The sequence below is a fragment of the Lysinibacillus sp. KCTC 33748 genome, from assembly GCF_002237755.1.
Lineage (GTDB): Bacteria > Bacillota > Bacilli > Bacillales_A > Planococcaceae > Lysinibacillus.
In genome coordinates, this window is record NZ_MWSJ01000002.1 from 167757 (window position 1) to 186927 (window position 19171).

Consider the following 19171-nt stretch of genomic DNA (forward strand, 5'->3'; position numbering starts at 1 on the left):
CGTATACCATGTATATAGTTGATCTTCGCTACGACTGGGCGACTCCTTGGGGATTAGCAAATAGAGGAACGAAGGCTAAGACCATCACATCCTGTGATAACGCCTTCGTGACCAACATCGTGCCGCTGACGCTACGTTAGCACTACGCTTTCGCGCAAAAAATATCTGTTGGCCCGAGACCATGGAGCGAGCTTTGCGAGTGAAGCGGGTCATCGGACACCCCCAGGAAGCTCTGCTCAGCGCGAAAGCGAAGCGGCAGCAACAAATGTTTTATCTGTGCGAAAGCAAAGCGACAGCAACAACAAAGCACCCAGCCGGAACGGAAATCAACCACACGAAATGGTAATGAGCCATAAAAAAGGAGAAAAGAAAAATGGTTAAAACATTTGAAGCGCAATTAATTGGTACAGATTTAAAAATAGCAGTAGTAGTAGGTCGTTTCAACGAATTTATTACAAGTAAATTATTAGATGGTGCATTAGATGGTTTAAAGCGTCATGGAGTTGATGAGAATTCAATCGACATAGCATGGGTTCCTGGAGCATTTGAAGTTCCATTCATCGCAAAACAGTTAGCAGAAACAAAGAAATATGATGTAATTATTGGATTAGGGACGGTTATTCGTGGCTCAACAACACATTATGATTATGTATGTAATGAATCAGCAAAAGGAATCGCAAATGTGTCGCTAACTACAAATGTACCTGTTATTTTTGGCATTGTTACTACTGAAAATATTGAACAAGCAATTGAGCGCGCAGGGACTAAATCAGGAAATAAAGGCTATGACGCAGCAATGTCTGCTATTGAAATGGCTAATTTAAAGAAGATGATTGGATAAATATTACCTAATAATAGGGTGGGAATTTTAACGCTAAATTATTCTGACAAGCATTTTAAAAAGCGTATTTCCTTGAATATTTTTTAAAAGCATGGAGAAAATATCCGTAAGTGTATTTATGTTATTTTTCATAAATGTACTAATTTGGAGCTGGATCAGTAGGAGATGATAGATATTTCTTCAATGGAACAAGAGTTAAATTTGAAATCTTTGAAGTCACTATTTCAACGCTCTGCTGATGTAATATTCCAAGAGTATGTCTTTCGTCAACATAAAGTACACTTGATAAAATGCGATGCGATGATAAATGAGCGGTTACTGCAGACCGTTATTGTGCAACGAGTTCAATCTTTATTTACCGCAACTTCGGATGAATTGTTAGCGGAGCATATACAAAATCATTTACACATTCCCCGTCTTCAGAGAGTAACAAGTAAAGATGAGGCCATCACAAGAGTCTATAAAGGGCATGTTTTACTATATTTCGAAGATATGGATTTGCTGTATTCAAGTTATATCGCTAAAAAACCAAATCGAGAGCCTAAAGAAACAACTCTTGAATTAGTTATCAAAGGTCCGAGAGATGATTTTATTGAGGATGTTTTAATTAATATTGCTTTAATACGAAAACGATTACCGACTAATTCATTAAGTGTTGAGACATATGAGCTTGGCAAACGATCCAAAACAACCGTAGCTGTACTTTATTTAGAAGATGTCGTAAATAAAAACATGCTTGAGAAAATAAAAATGCAGCTCCAGCGAGTTGATGCAGATGTTATATTTAGCGGAGATATATTGATGGAAAGGATTGAGCAGAGCGATAAAATTCTGCCTAAACATGATTATACTGGACGTCCGGATTTTGCTGTCCAAGCTTTAAGTAGAGGGCGCATTATCATCGTAGTTGATGGAGTATCTTATGTGATTATTACACCTGCAAATGCAATGTTACTTTTTAAATCCGGTGAGGATAATGAACATCCGATTATTGTAAGTTCTATGGAGCGTTTACTGAGAATAGTTGCTATTTTAATAAGTGTACTTTTACCAGGTTTTTGGCTTGCACTTTCAACCTATCATCAAGAGCAATTGCCATTCATCCTATTGGCAACAGTCGTTGAATCAAGAACGGGGCTCCCATTTCCAACAATTCTTGAAATATTAATGATGCTTTTTATGTTTGAATTATTTCGGGAGGCAAATATACATCTACCCAATGTTATTAGTGGTTCCATAAGCGTTGTCGGGGGATTAATTATTGGAGATGCTGCGATTAAATCAGGTGTTACGAGTCCTTCCATGATTATCGTCATAGCTACATCAAGTATTGCAGCTTTTACACTCGTCAATCAATCAATTGTATCAGCAATGAGTATTCTCAGGATAATCATTGTTTTAGCATCTGCATTTTTGGGGTTATTTGGATTCTTCGTTTCGGTGTTTTTCATCCTTCTATATATTGCAAATTTACGAGTATTAGGTGTTCCATATTTAACTATGGGAGCGGATTTAAATTGGCCGGACATAAAAAAATCTTTAGTTCGCCTATCTCCTTCGGGTTACAGTAAGCGACCGAAATTTTTAAATGTTCAGGATGAAACAAAGACATCGAGTAGGAAAAAATAAATACTTCGAATGAAAAGATCAGGTTTTTATAGGCCTGATCTTTTTTTTATTTCCAAACAGACTCCCATTTCAACAATGAGAAAGTATAGCCCAAAAGTAGGAGGCGAAGGTTGATATAGTCAAAACGGGCTTGAGATGATAAACTAAGAACCAATATTCTTATTTAAAGTGGCGAAGAATCCTGAATCGTATTTTCGAACAGTGTGTTTAAGATGGATGTACAAGGGTAAATAGCCATTGTAGTTCAAAACTTCTAAGTTTCTTACTTCTCTTCATCTGATTTTCGGTAGGAAGAGCGATTCACTGCGCAAATAATGATCTTTAAACAACCATAAAAAAAGAAGTATATTGTAGTATAATAGGGTTGTTGGATATGAAATTGTTCCCTAGGTTGAAAGTATGAGATGATGATGTCAACTAACGACTAACAATTTTTATGTAATGCGAAAGCCAAGCTCAATTAAATTAAGATATTATTCATGTCAATAGATGAGGAAGTACCAGTTTGTATGAAAACACGAAAAATAAAACTAATTTTAATACTATCAACTCTCTTATTAGTATTGTTTACAAGTTTAAACATCTTTACATCCTATATAAAAATGAAAAAGACAGTAGAAGAGTCTATAGCTAACCAAAGTCTGGAAGCGGCTATTTCTATCGCATCTACTATTGATGTAGAGGCGTACAAACAATTTTTAGATAACCCCGAGGAAAATGAGTATTATTGGCAAATAAGAAGCTACTTAAATGATGCAAGAGTAAAAATAGGTGCTTTATTTGTTTATACATTAGATATTGAAAATCCGAAGGTATCTAAAGCAATGATCATGGGTTTACCAAGTGAAGTTAAAGGCTTTTATATCGGAATGGACTGTACAGTACCCGAGACACAAGTGCAAAAAGCTTATAATGGAGAAACATTTACAACAGACGTAATACAAGATTCTATATATGGCTCCTACTTAACTGTTGGTGCACCGATTAAGGATGAAAAAGGGGCGGTTATAGCATACATAGGAATTGATATTAGTGCAGACACATTAAATGACATTAAGGGAAAAGTAATCGAAGACAATCTTTTAATCTTTATTTTTAATGGTGTACTCATTTTAATGGTTACCGGCTCAGTTTTCTTCTTACAGAGATGGTATCAAAAAGAAGTAGCAGAAGAGGTTGAAGCGACAGAAGATACATATCAAGCGGAAATTAAAACTTTAATTACTTCCGTGTCCTCTTTAAGACATGATTTCACAAATCATATACAAGTATTACATGGATTTCTACAATTAGATGAACCTGATCAGGCAAAACAATATTTATCTTCATTGTCTAAAGAAGTTCATGATATAAAGTCTCTTAAATTAAATATTGATCATCCTGGCTTGTCGATTTTATTGCAAACAAAAAAACTAACGGCGCAAAATCATAATATTGATATGGATTTCACAGTCTCTCAGGATGCGTTTAATAAAATTAGAACAACGGATCTAATTAAAATCTTATCGAATTTAATAGATAATGCGATTGATGCTGCAAATGAATTATCGGAAGAACAACGTAAAATAACAATTTGCTGTGAAGCCGATGACACGCAATATAAATTACAGGTTACAAATACTGGACCAAATATTGTAGAAGCAGGGCAAATATTCAAGCGAGGATTTTCCACAAAGAAACCGGAAAATGGTAAAACAAGAGGGCAAGGCTTGTTTATTGTGAATGAAATAGTCAATAAGTACGACGGTCAAATTTCTATCGATTCATCAAAACATCTAGAGACAACCGCAATAGTAACCATTCCAATAAAGTAAATTTCGAAACTTCCTACAGAAAATTGTAGGAAGTTTTTTTATTTTTATTAATCTAAGTCCGCAACCGGCAAAGTAAAGGGGGGAGGGTTAATTGAAATATTTGCTAGTTATGCGAAATGCAGTTTCAACTATTACTTTTACATTTTTTGAGTCATTCATTTCATATAGTACTAATAATTGATGGTATTCTATTATGGAGGAGTTGAAATATTTGGATAAATCAATCCTTGATCTATTGAGAAAGGGTGGATTTGTTTTGTATGCAAGGCATGGTCAAGCAACTGTCGGAGTAGATCAGCCATATATAAATTTCCAAGATTGTGTTACGCAAAGAAATTTGTCTGAATTTGGGCGAAGGCAAGCCGTTTACTTTGGACAACTGTTACGTCATTTACAAATTCCGATTAGTTCACCAATAATCGTAAGTCCTTTTTGTCGTACAGTTGAAACGGCACAGCTCGCATTTCCTTATTCTTATATCCAAATTGACCCAATAGGTTATGGAATTTATAAATTGGGTGGAGCTATTCCTTTTATTGAAAAAAATAATATTTTATCAAATGTGCAATCAGCGTTAGAAAGAAAGCCATCGCAAGGAATGAATCAAGTGATCGTTGCCCATAGTTTTCCTGAAGATATTGGACTAGGGAAAATTTCAAACATGGGAATGGTTATTGTTAAGCCAAATGGTCCTGGAAATGGTTTTGAAATAATAAAAAAATTAACTTTAGAAGATTTATCACTTGTAAATTAACGTAGGGATGGGAGAAAAACATGAAAATAAAAACAGTCTCACGGTGCACGTTAAATGAAACTTTAAAAGCTTGGAATAAAGGCTTTGAGGGGTATTTTGTACAAATAGAAATGAATGAAGAGGTGTTTTTAAACCGACTCGTTGGGGAAGGATTATCCCCAGAGCTATCTATCGTCGCATTTGATCAAAGTAATGCTGTTGGCATTGTATTAAATGGCTTTAGACAAATAGGTGGTAAGAAAACCTCTTGGAATGGAGGAACAGGTATCTCTCCAGACTTTCGCGGTAAAGGTGTTTCTCGTGTTTTAATGGAAGAAACCATCGCCATCTATGAAAGAGAGAATGTGGAAGTTGCAACGCTGGAAGCTATAAAAGAGAATAAGGTAGCAATTGCGCTATATGAGAAGTATGGCTATACCATTACAAATCAATTGCTCTTTTTAAGTGGCGAATATGAAGCAAAAGTAGAGAAGCCAGTCGGAATTCATGTGGAAACTATTCGTCCAGAGCAGCTACCGCATTTATCTTTTTATCTGGAGGATGTTCCTTGGCAATGTAGCTGGCAAAGCAATAAACAAGGAGAAGCTAAAGTTTTTTATAATGAGAATAATGAAGCAATTGGCTATATGTTATATAAAACTGTATGGAATCAGGAGGGAGCCATAGACAGCATAGTACTTTATCAATTAGAGCTATTAGGGAATGGCAATGTTGAACATATTCCACACTTTATCGCAAGCATTACAAAACACAAAGTAAAACTGGGAACAGTTAACTTTTTAGTAAGTAATCCTGCTACGAGCTATTTGATGGAAAACGGGCTAGAAGTGAAGACGGAGCAAGTGCAAATGAAGAAGAAAATGGATTCGTAGTTTGCGAGATGAGAAGAGTCAATTTCGACGTGAAGCTAGGTAAAATGATGTTGCTTAAATTTGGGGAGTTATAGATGTGAAGAGTTTTAAATTGAACCGTAATTGTTCCAAGTAGTTATAAAAAGAAGGTGTTATTAGTTATGAGGAAAATACTCATATGTAATTTACTAATATTGGTGTTGGTAGGTTGTACACCGGCTATAAATACCACTCCCACTGCGAAATCTATTCTTACAGAACATTCTCAAGCGGATATTCTTCAATATAATAATTTGATTTACATTAATACTACAAGCTTGGAATCGATGAAACAATTAGAATATACGAAATGTGAGATTATAGGGGAAATTATTAAAACTACAAATTCCTCTAAAAATTTTAACGATTTTTATGCTACTAAATTGGAAAGTGGAACAAAGATTTTCTCAACAAATGATAATAATACGGATACAATCATTGTGGATTTAAATGGGCAATATATACTTTATACGGTTTTGCTTGAGGGCTAGGTTGTAAACAATTGAGAATTCCAGTATACTAATCCGATAAAGAATGTAAATAAAGGATGAATTTAAATGACGTTTGAAGAAATTTTACCTCGCTTAAAGGCGGGCGAAAAAGTAATTCGTAAAGGTTGGGGCGGTGCCGAATTATATGTGAAGCTTGTTGGACAATGCGAACATGATGGCGAGACTTTGAATCCTTATTTTTTAATTAATGTACGCGGTGAGGGCTATACAATGTTCACACCGACAGTCTGTGATTTATTAGCGGAAGATTGGATAATTGTCAATTAATCGAAAGGAGCCATCTCAAATGAGGTGGTTTCTTTGTTTATAGAGGAGAGAGATCAATGACGTTCGAAGAATATATGGGCAAAACGATATTTGTGACGGGGGCTAGTTCAGGTATTGGTCAAGCTCAAGCTATTGCATTTTTAGAAAATGGGGCAAACGTATTCGGGTTTGATTTAGATGAGCAAGGGTTAGGAAAACTATATCACCAATACCCTGAACAATTTGCCTATAAAGTAGGTAGTGTATGTAATAAGGACGATGTAGAGCAAGCATTTGAAGCTGCAATTTCAAAATTTAAGCAGGTAGATATTTTATTAAATACCGCAGGCGTTTTAGATGGTTTTGCAAAAACACTCGATACAGATGAGACGCTTTGGGTTAAAATTATGAATACCAATGTTAAGGGAACTTTTTTTGTGACGAATACGGTATTACCCCATATGGTAAAACGAAAATCAGGCGTCATTGTTAATATGGCATCTATTGCAGGGCTTGTTGCTGGCGGTGGTGGTGCAGCGTATACAACATCTAAACATGCGATTGTCGGCTATACGAAGCAGTTAGACTTAGATTATTGTCGTGAAGGAATTCGCGCAAATGCCATTGCACCTGGGGCCATTCAAACACCGATGAATAAGGCAGATTTTGAAGGTGATGGGGAAATGGCCAAATGGGTCGCTAATGAAACGCCTGCTGGACGCTGGGCACAACCACATGAAGTAGCGAATTTAACACTTTACTTAGCAAGTTCGGCTGCTGATTATATTCATGGAGCTATTATGCCAATCGATGGTGGCTGGCTAACGAAATAAGATTGTTCAATCATAAATTCTTCTGATATAATACGCAGGTAAGCAAAAATCTGCTTGCACTACGGCACTTCAGATAGGGCGAAAAGCTCTCTTCCTTTGGTCGTAGTTATTACTAAAATAGCGGATGTGCTATTTTACAAAGGAGAATAAAATTGAATACATCTATTGTAAAAGATTCAAGCCGTACTTCTGTAACCGAGCTTACAAAGACGGCACTTGTTGCAGCTTTATATGTGGCTGTAACTGTTTTATTGTCAGTCATAAGTTTTGGGGCAGTTCAATTACGTCTATCGGAGATGTTTAACTACCTGGCCCTCTACAATAAACGCTATGTAGTAGCCGTGACTCTAGGAGTAGTACTCGCAAATTTCATGTCACCAACGTGGATATTAGATGTACCCATTGGTGGAATTGCGACATTCCTCGTTTTAGTTCTTTGCCGAAGAGTAACGAAAAATATAACAAATGATCTTGTGAAAATGGTTATAACTGCATTGATTTTTGCTATATCAATGTTCACCGTTGCAGGACAATTAACAATTCTCTATGATCTTCCGTTTTGGGCAACATGGTTTACGGTTGGAATTGGAGAGCTATTGTCAATGACTGTTGGTGGTATGACTATTTATTTATTAAATAAAAAAATTGATTTATCGAAATAATTTTATGCATAAAAAGTGAGTCTTTTTTATGAAGTAAGGGTGCTCAGTTTTGACCACAATCTTACCTAGTACACCTTGGGTTCAGCTCAAATACTTCCGCCTGAATCAGACAATATAAACCTCATCGCCCGGATTCTTACTGGTATATTCCAGCAAAAGATCCGGGCGATGATTTTTTTCGAAGAGGATCACGACTTCCAGTTCTTTAGCAATATTCCGCAGCTGTTCGTTAAACACTTTTGGACCCTGCGCCTCCACAAATTGCGCATCACTAAACCTACCTTTTTCATGAATCTATGTCCACGTTATCCTAAATTTTAGTGCTATAGTTTGTCTTATTATTGTCCATCAACTTGATTACCTATGCCAGTATAGACCAGACATTCATAGAAACAGTCGGAGGACAAATGAGCTGTGCCAACAAGAAGGGACTCCTCTTATGGTCCATGAAGCACCACCTGAGGAGTCCCTTCTGTGAAGAAGTTATTTTAGCCTCTCTCTTAAGATTGTAGGGTAGGTGTTACCACATCTAATGAGAAAGGTTCGGATAAAGCTGCTTTTTTAGCATTTACATTATCCGGTTTCGATAGAACGTAGAGCTTATAAGACCCAGGTGTCGTTAAATTAAGCTTGATGGGTTCCCCAGAATACTCTTTAGAAACTGTATTAATCATATAATTCGAATTAAGATTATTTACACTAAAATCCGTTACAGTACTCGGAACTGCATAAATCTCGTACCCACTAATATTTCCCTTGTTGCTCGGTGTACTAAATGTGAGTGTAATTTCGTTAGCTCCAGGAGTAGCATTTGTAATCGTAGCTGGATTTACAGCTGTATCAACTGGATTTGACTTGAGTGTCACTGCGTTAGATGGCGTTGACAACGCATTGGCTCCCACCTTAGCAACTGTAAGTACTTTAGCAACATACGAGGTTCCTGCTTTGATTGGATCGCCAAAGGCGTCATTTGATACCATCAAGGTTTGTCGGATGTTGTTATTACCATTGGGTTTAATGATGGTATACAAACTGATATTTTGAATTGATTCTGCACGCTGTTTAGTGAAAGTAGAGGCCTGCCCCTCTGGAATCAGAAACACTCTATACTCTAATACATTCTGCTCATCACTAACCTTCGTAAAGCTTACCTCGATATCAGTAGAGTTACTACTTCCTTTAGCATCCAAAGATACTGATCCTACTTCATCAACTTTTGCATTATTAACCAGTTTAATAACATCAGAAGGACCGGACAAGTTATACATTCCCTGGGAGCTTCCCGTACCTACTGACAATACATACACTCGATATTCTGTATCATTTTTAATCTGTTGGTTCTCAGTATCTTTATCACCAGCTTTCAAGATCGCACTATACTGACCTTTACTTATACTAGTATAAGAAGTAGCTTTAATGGCTTCATTTAAGCCAAAGCCATTCGCCTTTGACACAGGGACAACCAGAATACGGTAATTACTTAAATTCGATTCATCGGAAGGCTTCGTGAACAATACTTGTAAATCTCGGCCATCTCCATTATCACCAACATCGCTTGCTTTAACATTGCTTACCGCTTGAAGGGCTTTGTTCTTACTAAGCTTGATTCCCGATGCAGAAGATAGAGCATTTGGGATTGAAGAATTTCCATTCGCTACAGTCAATACATAGACACTGTAGCTTGTGCCTTCCGTAATGGAATTACCGCGAACATCTCGAGCCCCATCTAACGTTCTAGTTACTGATTTATTTCCGCCCTTGCTCTCTGAGATGTAATAAGAGCTGCTATTAGCTTGCGATAGGCTGAAACTGCTGTACTCCGCTGTAGGGACAATCAAAATGCGATATTGATTGACATTTGTTTCATCGGAAGGTTTCGTGAACGATACCTGTATATCACGGCCATTTCCATAATCACTTACATCAGTAGCATTCAGACTAGATACAGCCTGCACATTGATGTTTTTACCGAGCGTAATCGTAGACGTTGGCGAGGACAGCACATTGCTACCGGAATAATTGCCATAGCCTACCGAGAGAACATAGACACGGTAGCTAGTTCTATCCGTGATATAATTGCCGCGCACATCCCGAGTATTTCCCGAGAGCGTCAGCCCATAATTGTTATTTCCTGACTTGTTCACAGTCGTATAATTACTGCTGGATACATTATTAGCATCCGACAGACTGAAGCTACTGTAATAAGTTGTTGGCACAACCATGACGCGATAGTGACTAATATTAGACTCATTTGCCGCTTTAGTGAAAGAGACATAGAGATCACGACCGTCGCCATAATCATTCACATCGCTGGCATTGAGGTTCGATACTGCACCAACATTGCTACTATATAGTGTAATCGCATTGGAAGCCGACGATAATACGTTATTCCCTGAGTTTTTAGCTACGGCCATAACGAATACACGATAGCTGACCCCATTCTGAATGGCATAACCGTCTGTATCTCGAGCCCCTGAAGAGAGAACTTGAGAAATATTGTAGCCCGTCTTGTTCACTTGTGTGTAATTAGAGCTGGACAGACTGTTCGCCTTCGTCAATGTAAAGTTCGAATAGTTGTTTGCTCTTACAACAAAGATCCGGTATGCGCTAATGTTAGACTCATCGGATGCTTTGTTAAAGCTAACCCGCAGATCACGTCCATCCCCATAGTCATTGACGTCATCAACTTGAGTAATAACCGGAATAGGCAATGTATTCGCACTAAGCGTTACTGAAGATGAAGCAGAAGACAACTTATTACTAGCTGAAATAGTGTTGCTTACAGACAGAACGAACGCTGTATAAGGGACGCCGTTTTTAATATAATCACCGGAAGAGTCGCGCGACGAAGAAGTCAGAGTTCCTGTCAACGTGCCGCCATTGCTTCCCGATTTATTGACTGTCGTATAGGATTTACTAGTTAAATTATTCGCGCTAGAAAGGCTGAAATTGTTAGCATCCTTAGTCTTTACGATAAACACACGATAATTCGAAATATTATTGTCACTTTGTGGACGAGTGAAGCTAACCGAGATATCGCGTCCATCTCCAAAATCGCTAATATCGTTAATTTTTACATTTGTTACCTCTGTAACCGAAGACATGTTCGTTAAGGTAATCTTCTGAGAAGATTTCGATAATACGCTGGAATAAGAACCTTTTCCAACTGCAAGTACATACGCTACATAAGGCTCGTCATTTCTAATATAGTCTCCGTCCACATCCCGCGAACTTTGAGTTAATATTATGGAACGATCCGAGCCGGCAGGTGATACTTTCGTATAATTTGAAGCGGAGACCTTTAGGGCCGACGCCTGATTAAAGCTTTTTGAAGCCTTCACAACGAGAACCCGGTAATGATCCACAAGTGATTCAGTAGACGATTTGGAGTAGGTAACCTCCAGGTCACGCCCATCTCCTTGATTACCAATATCTCTAACCGACACATAGCTCACTGGAGAAATACTGATATTGCTCGGAGTGTCAGATTTAATAGATACGATCTGATTATACGGGTTCCAGTCAACATCCTGACCAAGCGCTTCACTAACGAAGCGTACTGGCACCATTGTTCTGCCATTTATTATCTGTGCTGGTACATCAAGCGTAACTCTCTCGCCATTAATAGTAGCTACCTTCGATTTAATCTTGAGAACTACCGTTGTACCTCCTTTAATCCCAGTAACGGTTTGATTCTTTCGATCCCAATCTACGTTTGCATCCAATGCCTCAAAGATTGCTCTAAGCGGCAGCATGACACGCCCTTGAACCATCACTGGCGGCTGGTCGGTCTTTAATTGAACCCCGTCCACATAAATAGTGATGGCCCTTGCCGCTTGAGCAGTTACTGGCTGCAGCAATATCGGTACAATAAGTATCGCTGCAAGAAACAAAGTCCATATTTTCTTCATAAATTCCACCCCTTCCGATACCCTTATATTAATCTGGCAATGATAAATATCATTGTATAATTAGTACGCACCAATAGGTGAAAAAGTTTCGTATTTTTACCTATATAAGAAAATTTAACCTGTAAGGTGATTCCATATCGGCCTTATTGGGCGTTTTCCTATATGAAATAATAAATGTACCTTCGTCGTGTCTTTCTCGACGTATTTTTCATAATACGAATGGAGAAGAATACATTTCTATGATTATAAAACGAATCGTAATGTAGGGATGATGACTTTCTTCATAATATGGGGGTCAAGTATACGAGGACAGACTACCGCCGTTGAAAGCGCTGGCTATTATCCCGGTCAAGCAGGTTGACAAGAACAATAGCAATTCAGCTGTAATTAAAAAGCTTGTCGCAATGATTAGCGACAAGCATTGCCGAGGAGTACAGTTTAAAATCCGACGCACTTTTACCGTTTTATTCCACTGTTACTGATAGCTCCTTCACAAGGAGGGAAGGGGAGCCGTACCCATCTGGTAGGAAGAAAAGCTCTGAGCTAATTTCTTCGATAGTATTTAAGAACTTAAAGAAGTTTCCGGCTATAGTCATTTGCTTCACAGGTGATGCAATTTTGCCATCTTGAATATGGAAACCTTTAGCTGCGACTGAAAAATCACCAGAAACCGTATTCGTTCCTGAGTGAAGGCCAGCTAATTCGGTAATAAGTACTCCTTCAGAGACTAAGGCGATTAACTCCTCTTGTGATCGATTACCTGGTGAAATATATAAATTTTGAGGTGCGATTGATAAAGTGCTTTTGTAAGAGTCTTTATGTGCATGTCCGCTCGTTTTGCAGCCTTCCTTCTTTGCCGTTTTTCTATTATGCAATAGTGTTTGCAGTGTTCCGTCTAAAATGATCGCCTGCTCCTTTGTTGCAACACCTTCACCATCAAAGCTTGCTCCTGATAAAGCTTCAGGATGGAATGGGGCATTCAGTAATGTCAAAGCATCTGACGCCACTTTTTGTCCGACTTTACCTTTTAATAAAGATTGATCTTTTTGTGCATTTTCTGCAGACAATATAGGCATAAAAGTACTTAGTAAAGATGCTGTCGCATCTGAGCGTAGGATGATTGGATATTTTCCAGATGGAATCGATTTTTCACCTAGGTTTGCAAGTGCTTCTTCGGCTGCTGCTTTGGCAATTTCATCAGCATTGAGAGAATGAAAATCACGAGTCATTTTCAAATAACTACCCGTTTTCAGTTCCTCTCCTTCTTTGACCACTGTGGAAAGGTAGATGACTAGACCATTCTCCTTATGTGATAGAGAAAGATTTTTACTATTCGCTAATGAACGTTCAGTAGTATATTCTTGAAGAAAACAGTAATCAAGCGTTACAATGCGCGAATCGTAGGCACGGATTTTTTGTTCAATTAAAAGTAGTAGCTCGATTTTTTCAGGAATCCCGATTGACTCTAATTCTTCATTGTAAAATTCATGTGGCGTGTATTCATTATTGCCTTCAAAAATATCTATGCCCTCATCTTCATCTAGAACGTCTGCATTTGCTTTTACACTGTTGATTAAAAAGGAAATAGAATCATCGTCTAGTTTCTCTGTATAGGCGTACCCCATTTTTCCGTTATGCAGCCCACGTAGACTTAGACCCCCATCCTCAGACGTTTCATAGCTATCAATCTGTCCTTCGTAAAGCATACATTGAAAAGAGCTTTTTCGTTCGAAATAAACTTCAGTCTCTGTAAAACCGGCTTCTATCGCCTGATCTAGTAGTTTTTCTTGATATTCAGCAATATTCATCAATTATTCCCCCTTTGTTCCTCCAACTGTCATTTCGCTAACACGAATCATCGGCTGACCAACATTGACAGGAAGACTACCACTAATGGATCCGCACATGCCAGCACCGTGCGCAAGATTATTACCAACACGATCAACTAGCTGCAATGTTTTTGCTCCGTTACCTATAAGTGTTGCACCACGTACAGGATGATCGATTTTTCCATCCTTCACAATATAAGCTTCCATAGCCGCGAAGTTATAGTCACCTGTTGATGGATTTACTTGCCCGCCACCCATATATTTTGCATAAATACCATATTCGGTAGATGCAATTATTTCATCAGGTGTAGAAGTGCCTGGCGCGATAAATGTGTTCGTCATTCGGGATGTTGGATTGAAACGATAAGATTGGCGACGTGAAGATCCAGTTGGTTCAGCATTCATACGGCGCGCATTAAATTTATCAATCAAGTAGCCTTTTAAAATTCCATTTTCAATTAAGATGTTTTTTCGCGTTTTTTCCCCTTCATCATCAATGTTAAGGGAACCCCATTCTTTTGGAAGTGTGCCATCATCAATATATGTAACAATGTCAGGGGCAACTTTTTCACCAAGACGATTTGCAAAAACGGAATTGTTTTTCGCGACGGCTGTAGCCTCAAGTCCATGACCACAAGCTTCATGGAATATAACACCGCCGAATTCATTATCAATGATGACTGGGAATTTTCCGCTAGGACATTCATCGGCATGAAGCATCGTGACCGCAATACGTGCAGCTTCACCAGCATAGTGCTCTAGATCTAGATTTTCGATAAATTCAAAGCCTGCATGTGCGCCAGGACCGTAGGAGCCAGTTTGCGTTTCTTTGCCCTCGGAGGCAGTTGCCTGGATAGTAAGTCGACTATAAATACGCGTATCTTCTACAAATTTTCCTTCTGAGTTGGCGATTAAAACATGCTGCTCATCGTCAAGATACCGAACTTTAACTTGACTGATACGTTCATCATAATTTCTAGCAATGTCATTAGCCTTCCGCATGATTGTTGCTTTTCTAGCATGAGCCACACTGTTTGGTAGGATGATAATGTTATGAACAGGTGTAATAATTTCTTTTTTTAGTGGTTGAATAGTTCCGGTAGCGCCGCCTTTAATAGCAAGTGCTGCTCGTTTTGCTGCTGCTAGTAAGCCTTCCTCTGAAAAATCGTTTGTGTACGTGTAGATGCTCTGAAGACCGGAAAAAATGCGTATACCAATACCAAAGTCACGACCTGAAATACTTTGTTCAATTTTTCCACTTAGCAATGTACATTCATTGACAAACTTATCCTCGATGAAAACTTCGGAAAAATCGCCACCTGTTGAAAGGGCAGCTTCAAGTACATTTTCAATAACTGATTGTTTTATCATATTTTTTCCTCCTTTTCTCAATTATACCAAGCAATCGGAATGTTCAGTGTTCGTATATTGGGATTAAATCTAGTGAAATTTATCACGTAAATTAATATATATTCTAATTGAGACGTTTTATGATAGGAGCGTTGGTAGGTAGGGCATATTTTTAATGAACATCTACACGAAAATCAAAAATTAATTATAATTTACTGCTTCTATCACCAAACTAATGGAAAATCAGAGGAAGGTGATGGAATGAAGCAGCAATATAATGCAGGGGATATTGTTTATATTTTTTATCGTCATCCATATTTTCAAGAAGTTGCGAACATACAGGAAGCGGCAGTTGTGAATAATCCGGATCACCCAAATGAACAGGTGCTTTTTCTATTTGAGACTTATTATCCGATAACAAACGATATTCTAATATTTACAAGCGAAATGGCAGCTGTGCAAGCTTATCATCAGTATTTTCACTGATAAAGGTTATGAAATGGAATTATTTTGTAGCGAGAGAAACTAGTTATAATTAATAGGTTTTTTCTCTAAATTTTAATACTGCGGAATCTCTTAGCTTTTTCCCAATTTCATTAAATTCCTTGGAAGCCTCAACCTCCATCGCATCTCTTATGCAACAATATCTCATTCTTATCTTTTGAAATGGATACTAATAGTTCTGCTACCTATTTTGTCTGTATAATCCCAGTTTTGATGGTAACGCTAAGCCGAGATAGTCATTCAAAAAGGGGAGAATCTATTTGTACTCATTTCAACCGAAATGTTTGTCGGAGCATGAAGAGCTTGAGGTTGTTATGCTTTGTGCGCCATCAAAATTAGATGTAACAGATTTAACAATAGCTGAAAATGTAGGGTGGAGTGCTACTGTCAATCACGTAAAAGCAATGGAGAATTTCATGGAATTAAAGACGACGCTAGAAAATGAAGGTGTCAAGGTTATTGATTATTCGAAAGAACTAACAAATGGTGAGAAAACAGTAAGTGAGCAGCTTATTAATAGGTACTTTGTACGCGATCTAGCCTGTGTTTTGGGAAATAGGATTTTCCTTGGAGAGGCGGGAAGCTCGCTAAGGCGACCGGAGTATCCACATGCGCACTCATTATTAGATAAATGGTTTCCAGCAAAAAATTTAAAAGTGAAACAACCTTCTACTGCTTTAGAATGTGGAGATGTAATGATTTTAAATAGGGATGCAGTGCTTATTAATATTGGTATGAGAACAACGTTAGAAGCTGTAGAAAGTATGAAGGATCACATCTTCCAAGAAGGATTTACAGAAATCGCGATTATTGATTTGCCGAGACGATCCGATACACTTCATTTAGATATGAATTGTAATGTGACAAACGCTAATCTAGTAATCGCTAAAAACTTTATGCGTTATTTTCCTGTACAGGTGTTAACGCCTCAAACAATTCGTTTCGAAATGACCGAGCAATTTTTAAATCATCATGGCTTTGATGTCTACTGGCTTGAAAAATATAATACAATCCCTGATATCAATTTTATCAATCTTAATCCCGAAACACTGTTGATTAGTAAACAAGCAACGAAGCAGCAATGGACGAAACATCCACTGTTACAAAAAAAGAACTTAATAGAAATTGAAGTCACAGAACTTGAAAAAGGCGGTGGTGGCATTCGTTGCATGACATTGCCATTGTTAAGAAAGTAAGCAAAAGGCAGGAGGGCTGATCAAAATGACATCTAAAACAAGTAAAGGAAGGTTGTCTTGGTGGCAACTTTCGCTTCTCGGTATAGGTTGTACATTAGGAACAGGATTTTTCCTTGGGACAAGTATGGCCATTCATAAAAGTGGTCCTGCTGTTTTAATTCCTTTTTTGTTAGCGGCGATTGCTACGTACATTGTCTATGATGCTCTTGTTAAGATGTCAGTTGACAATCCAGATAAGGGATCATTTCGTACTTATGCAAAGCAAGCTTTTGGAAATTGGGCAGGATTTAGTAATGGCTGGATTTACTTGATTTCTGAGATGCTTATTATGGGCAGTCAATTGATGGCGCTGGGTATTTTTACAAAGCTTTGGTTTCCAATGCTTCCATTATGGAGTGCTGCATCTATTTATGCAGCACTTGGATTAGCCGTTATTCTTATGGGCATGAAGGGCTTTGAAAAATTTCAAAATATTTTTGGGGCGTTAAAGGCTGCAGTGGTTGTCATGTTTATATTAGTAGCGGTTGTATTAATAATAAAAGGATTTAATACGGAAACTACTACACTCGATGCGCTGTATGCAAATTACGAAGAATTTTTCTCTCAAGGTGTGAAAGGGATTTGGCTTGGACTGCTATACGCTTTTTATGCATTTGGAGGAATTGAGGTTATGGGTTTAATGGTCATTGACTTAAAAAATCCTAAAGAAGCGCCGAAAGCTGGAAAAGTGATGATTATTGCTATTACTGTCATTTTTATAATAGCTATCATGCTTGCCTTGGCACTTGTTTCTTGGAAGGACTTTACTATTGAGGAAAGCCCATTTATTACAGCGCTTAATGGCTATCATATACCTTTTTTTGCAGATATTTTTAATGGTGTTTTAATTATTGCAGGTTTTTCAACAATGGTAGCCTCTTTATACGCGGTCATAACGATTCTTATTACACTCGCAGAGGATCACGATGCTCCAGCTTCTCTAGCGAAGAAGGGGAAAATGAAGATTCCATTTCCTGCATTTCTCTTTTTAGCTAGTGGTTTAATCGTAACGATTGTTATAGGATTCCTCATGCCAGAAAAGATATTTGAATATTTGGTTACAGCTGCAGGCTTAATGCTAATTTATAACTGGCTCTTTATATTAGTGACCTATATGAAGCTAATGGACCTGTCAAAGTGGGAGTATGTGAAGAATGGAATAGGGATGTTACTCATTGCGGTGACAGTGTCTGGAACGTTAGGGGAAAAAACAAGCAGACTCGGTTTTTTCGTGAGCCTGCTTTTTATCATCTTAATAGGGGTTGCGACTTGGATTGTAATGAAAAGGCAAAAACAAGGTAAGGAAGCTTAATGTTCTTTGTTCTGTGGAAAAATCAGAGAATTTTGCATACGTAAAAAAGGACATTTTGATGGACTAACATTATCATCGCTTAAAAAATACTGCTTCCATTCATTACTTCCTTCTTGCCCATACCATTTTAAATCAGGATGGGCAGGGATATCATCGTATTCGTTAATGCGTTGCCGAATAAGTTTCTTTAATTTTCGACCAAATGCAGTAGAGTCGTTTATTTCTTCAAATATCCAGCGTGGCTGGAATGCCATTAATAAAGTAGAGAAATGACGACTCTTTCTTAATTTGTGTGCGGGCGTTGCACAAGATACAAAATAAGGCTCACCGTTAAAACAAAATTCCCATTCATTATGTGATGGATCGGTTGGAATTTCCTTTGGCCAATCAATTTCATCGAATTTAGTTAAATTGTTTAAAACTGACCAAAATAAATTATTATAATCCGCAACGTCGAATTTATGCATCTCATTGGGCGTTTTGAAGAAAATGGTATGTGTTGTATAGTTGCCGAATGTTTGACAGTGCTTATTGTATTCCTTTAAGCAAAGTGCTAATGTCTTTATCGATTGTTCCTCTCGTGGATCTCCGATAAAACTGTAGCGAAGATGGTTCGATAAAAAACCTTTTCTTGCTGGAATACAGGGGAACGTATTTGCTTCATCTGCAACCATGGCAGCGAAGTCGGTATATGCTGACTGTTGCCATAATGGAAGTGTTTCAAAATGTTCTTCGATCCACCTCTTGTCTAACACTGCTACTTCCACTTGAGTCTCCTCCTTCTATACATCCTTATATTATTAAATAAAGTGGGGATGAGTGACGATGTATAGGCATTAACGTTAGTGT

Annotated in this window: 17 protein-coding genes; 12 read left to right on the forward strand and 5 right to left on the reverse strand. The window is 37.8% G+C overall.

All coding sequences use genetic code 11. The features are described from left to right. Positions 1-373 precede the first annotated feature (373 nt). The 9 genes from ribH (at position 374) to B1B04_RS03640 (ending at position 8181) form a co-directional block, all read left to right on the forward strand. A complete protein-coding gene (gene ribH / locus B1B04_RS03600; protein WP_079559965.1) occupies positions 374-841 on the forward strand; it encodes a 6,7-dimethyl-8-ribityllumazine synthase in 468 nt (155 codons plus the stop codon). 165 nt (positions 842-1006) lie between these two features. Next, entirely contained in the window at positions 1007-2470 is a 1464-nt protein-coding gene (locus B1B04_RS03605; protein ID WP_481817170.1) for a spore germination protein, read from the forward strand. Positions 2471-2979: 509 nt separating this feature from the next. Then, positions 2980-4284 carry a sensor histidine kinase gene (locus tag B1B04_RS03610; RefSeq protein ID WP_079559967.1) on the forward strand — a complete coding sequence of 435 codons (1305 nt, stop codon included), beginning with the start codon at positions 2980-2982 and terminating at the stop codon, positions 4282-4284. Positions 4285-4495: 211 nt separating this feature from the next. Next, positions 4496-5038 carry a histidine phosphatase family protein gene (locus B1B04_RS03615; protein ID WP_079559968.1) on the forward strand — a complete coding sequence of 181 codons (543 nt, stop codon included), beginning with the start codon at positions 4496-4498 and terminating at the stop codon, positions 5036-5038. A gap of 20 nt (positions 5039-5058) precedes the next feature. Beyond that, on the forward strand, positions 5059-5910 hold the full coding sequence (locus B1B04_RS03620) for a GNAT family N-acetyltransferase (RefSeq protein WP_079559969.1): 852 nt from the start codon (positions 5059-5061) through the stop codon (positions 5908-5910). A gap of 140 nt (positions 5911-6050) precedes the next feature. Beyond that, positions 6051-6419: a hypothetical protein gene (locus B1B04_RS03625; RefSeq protein ID WP_079559970.1), complete on the forward strand. Its 369-nt coding sequence runs from the start codon at positions 6051-6053 to the stop codon at positions 6417-6419. A gap of 66 nt (positions 6420-6485) precedes the next feature. After that, positions 6486-6707 (forward strand): DUF2829 domain-containing protein, encoded by a 222-nt coding sequence (locus B1B04_RS03630; protein WP_079559971.1) that lies wholly within the window; start codon positions 6486-6488, stop codon positions 6705-6707. 56 nt (positions 6708-6763) lie between these two features. Next, positions 6764-7519 carry a 3-oxoacyl-ACP reductase gene (locus B1B04_RS03635; RefSeq protein WP_079559972.1) on the forward strand — a complete coding sequence of 252 codons (756 nt, stop codon included), beginning with the start codon at positions 6764-6766 and terminating at the stop codon, positions 7517-7519. Between the two features lie 152 nt (positions 7520-7671). Beyond that, positions 7672-8181, forward strand: a complete 510-nt coding sequence (locus B1B04_RS03640; protein WP_079559973.1) for a QueT transporter family protein — start codon at positions 7672-7674, stop codon at positions 8179-8181. Positions 8182-8286: 105 nt separating this feature from the next. On the opposite strand, the gene B1B04_RS26345 is transcribed toward B1B04_RS03640, so the two are convergent. The 4 genes from B1B04_RS26345 to B1B04_RS03655 form a co-directional block, all read right to left on the reverse strand. Then, complete coding sequence (locus B1B04_RS26345) at positions 8287-8418, reverse strand: hypothetical protein (RefSeq protein WP_276207737.1); 132 nt, start codon at positions 8416-8418, stop codon at positions 8287-8289. 263 nt (positions 8419-8681) lie between these two features. Then, positions 8682-12092 carry a copper amine oxidase N-terminal domain-containing protein gene (locus B1B04_RS03645; protein WP_079559974.1) on the reverse strand — a complete coding sequence of 1137 codons (3411 nt, stop codon included), beginning with the start codon at positions 12090-12092 and terminating at the stop codon, positions 8682-8684. A gap of 464 nt (positions 12093-12556) precedes the next feature. Beyond that, positions 12557-13900, reverse strand: a complete 1344-nt coding sequence (locus B1B04_RS03650; protein WP_079559975.1) for a TldD/PmbA family protein — start codon at positions 13898-13900, stop codon at positions 12557-12559. Between the two features lie 3 nt (positions 13901-13903). Continuing rightward, positions 13904-15292, reverse strand: a complete 1389-nt coding sequence (locus B1B04_RS03655; RefSeq protein WP_079559976.1) for a TldD/PmbA family protein — start codon at positions 15290-15292, stop codon at positions 13904-13906. Positions 15293-15532: 240 nt separating this feature from the next. Here B1B04_RS03655 and B1B04_RS03660 point away from each other — a divergent pair, with 240 nt between their 5' ends. The 3 genes from B1B04_RS03660 (at position 15533) to B1B04_RS03670 (ending at position 18322) form a co-directional block, all read left to right on the forward strand. Further along, positions 15533-15757 carry a transcriptional regulator SplA domain-containing protein gene (locus B1B04_RS03660; protein WP_079559977.1) on the forward strand — a complete coding sequence of 75 codons (225 nt, stop codon included), beginning with the start codon at positions 15533-15535 and terminating at the stop codon, positions 15755-15757. Between the two features lie 278 nt (positions 15758-16035). Beyond that, a complete protein-coding gene (locus B1B04_RS03665; RefSeq protein WP_079559978.1) occupies positions 16036-16971 on the forward strand; it encodes an arginine deiminase family protein in 936 nt (311 codons plus the stop codon). Between the two features lie 25 nt (positions 16972-16996). After that, on the forward strand, positions 16997-18322 hold the full coding sequence (locus tag B1B04_RS03670; protein WP_079559979.1) for an amino acid permease: 1326 nt from the start codon (positions 16997-16999) through the stop codon (positions 18320-18322). Here the strand turns inward: B1B04_RS03670 and B1B04_RS03675 are convergent. Next, the gene (locus B1B04_RS03675) at positions 18319-19089 is read right to left on the reverse strand and encodes a YqcI/YcgG family protein (RefSeq protein ID WP_079559980.1); all 771 of its coding nucleotides are present in this window, start codon (positions 19087-19089) and stop codon (positions 18319-18321) included. The genes B1B04_RS03670 and B1B04_RS03675 overlap by 4 nt on opposite strands. Between the last annotated feature and the right edge of the window lie 82 nt (positions 19090-19171).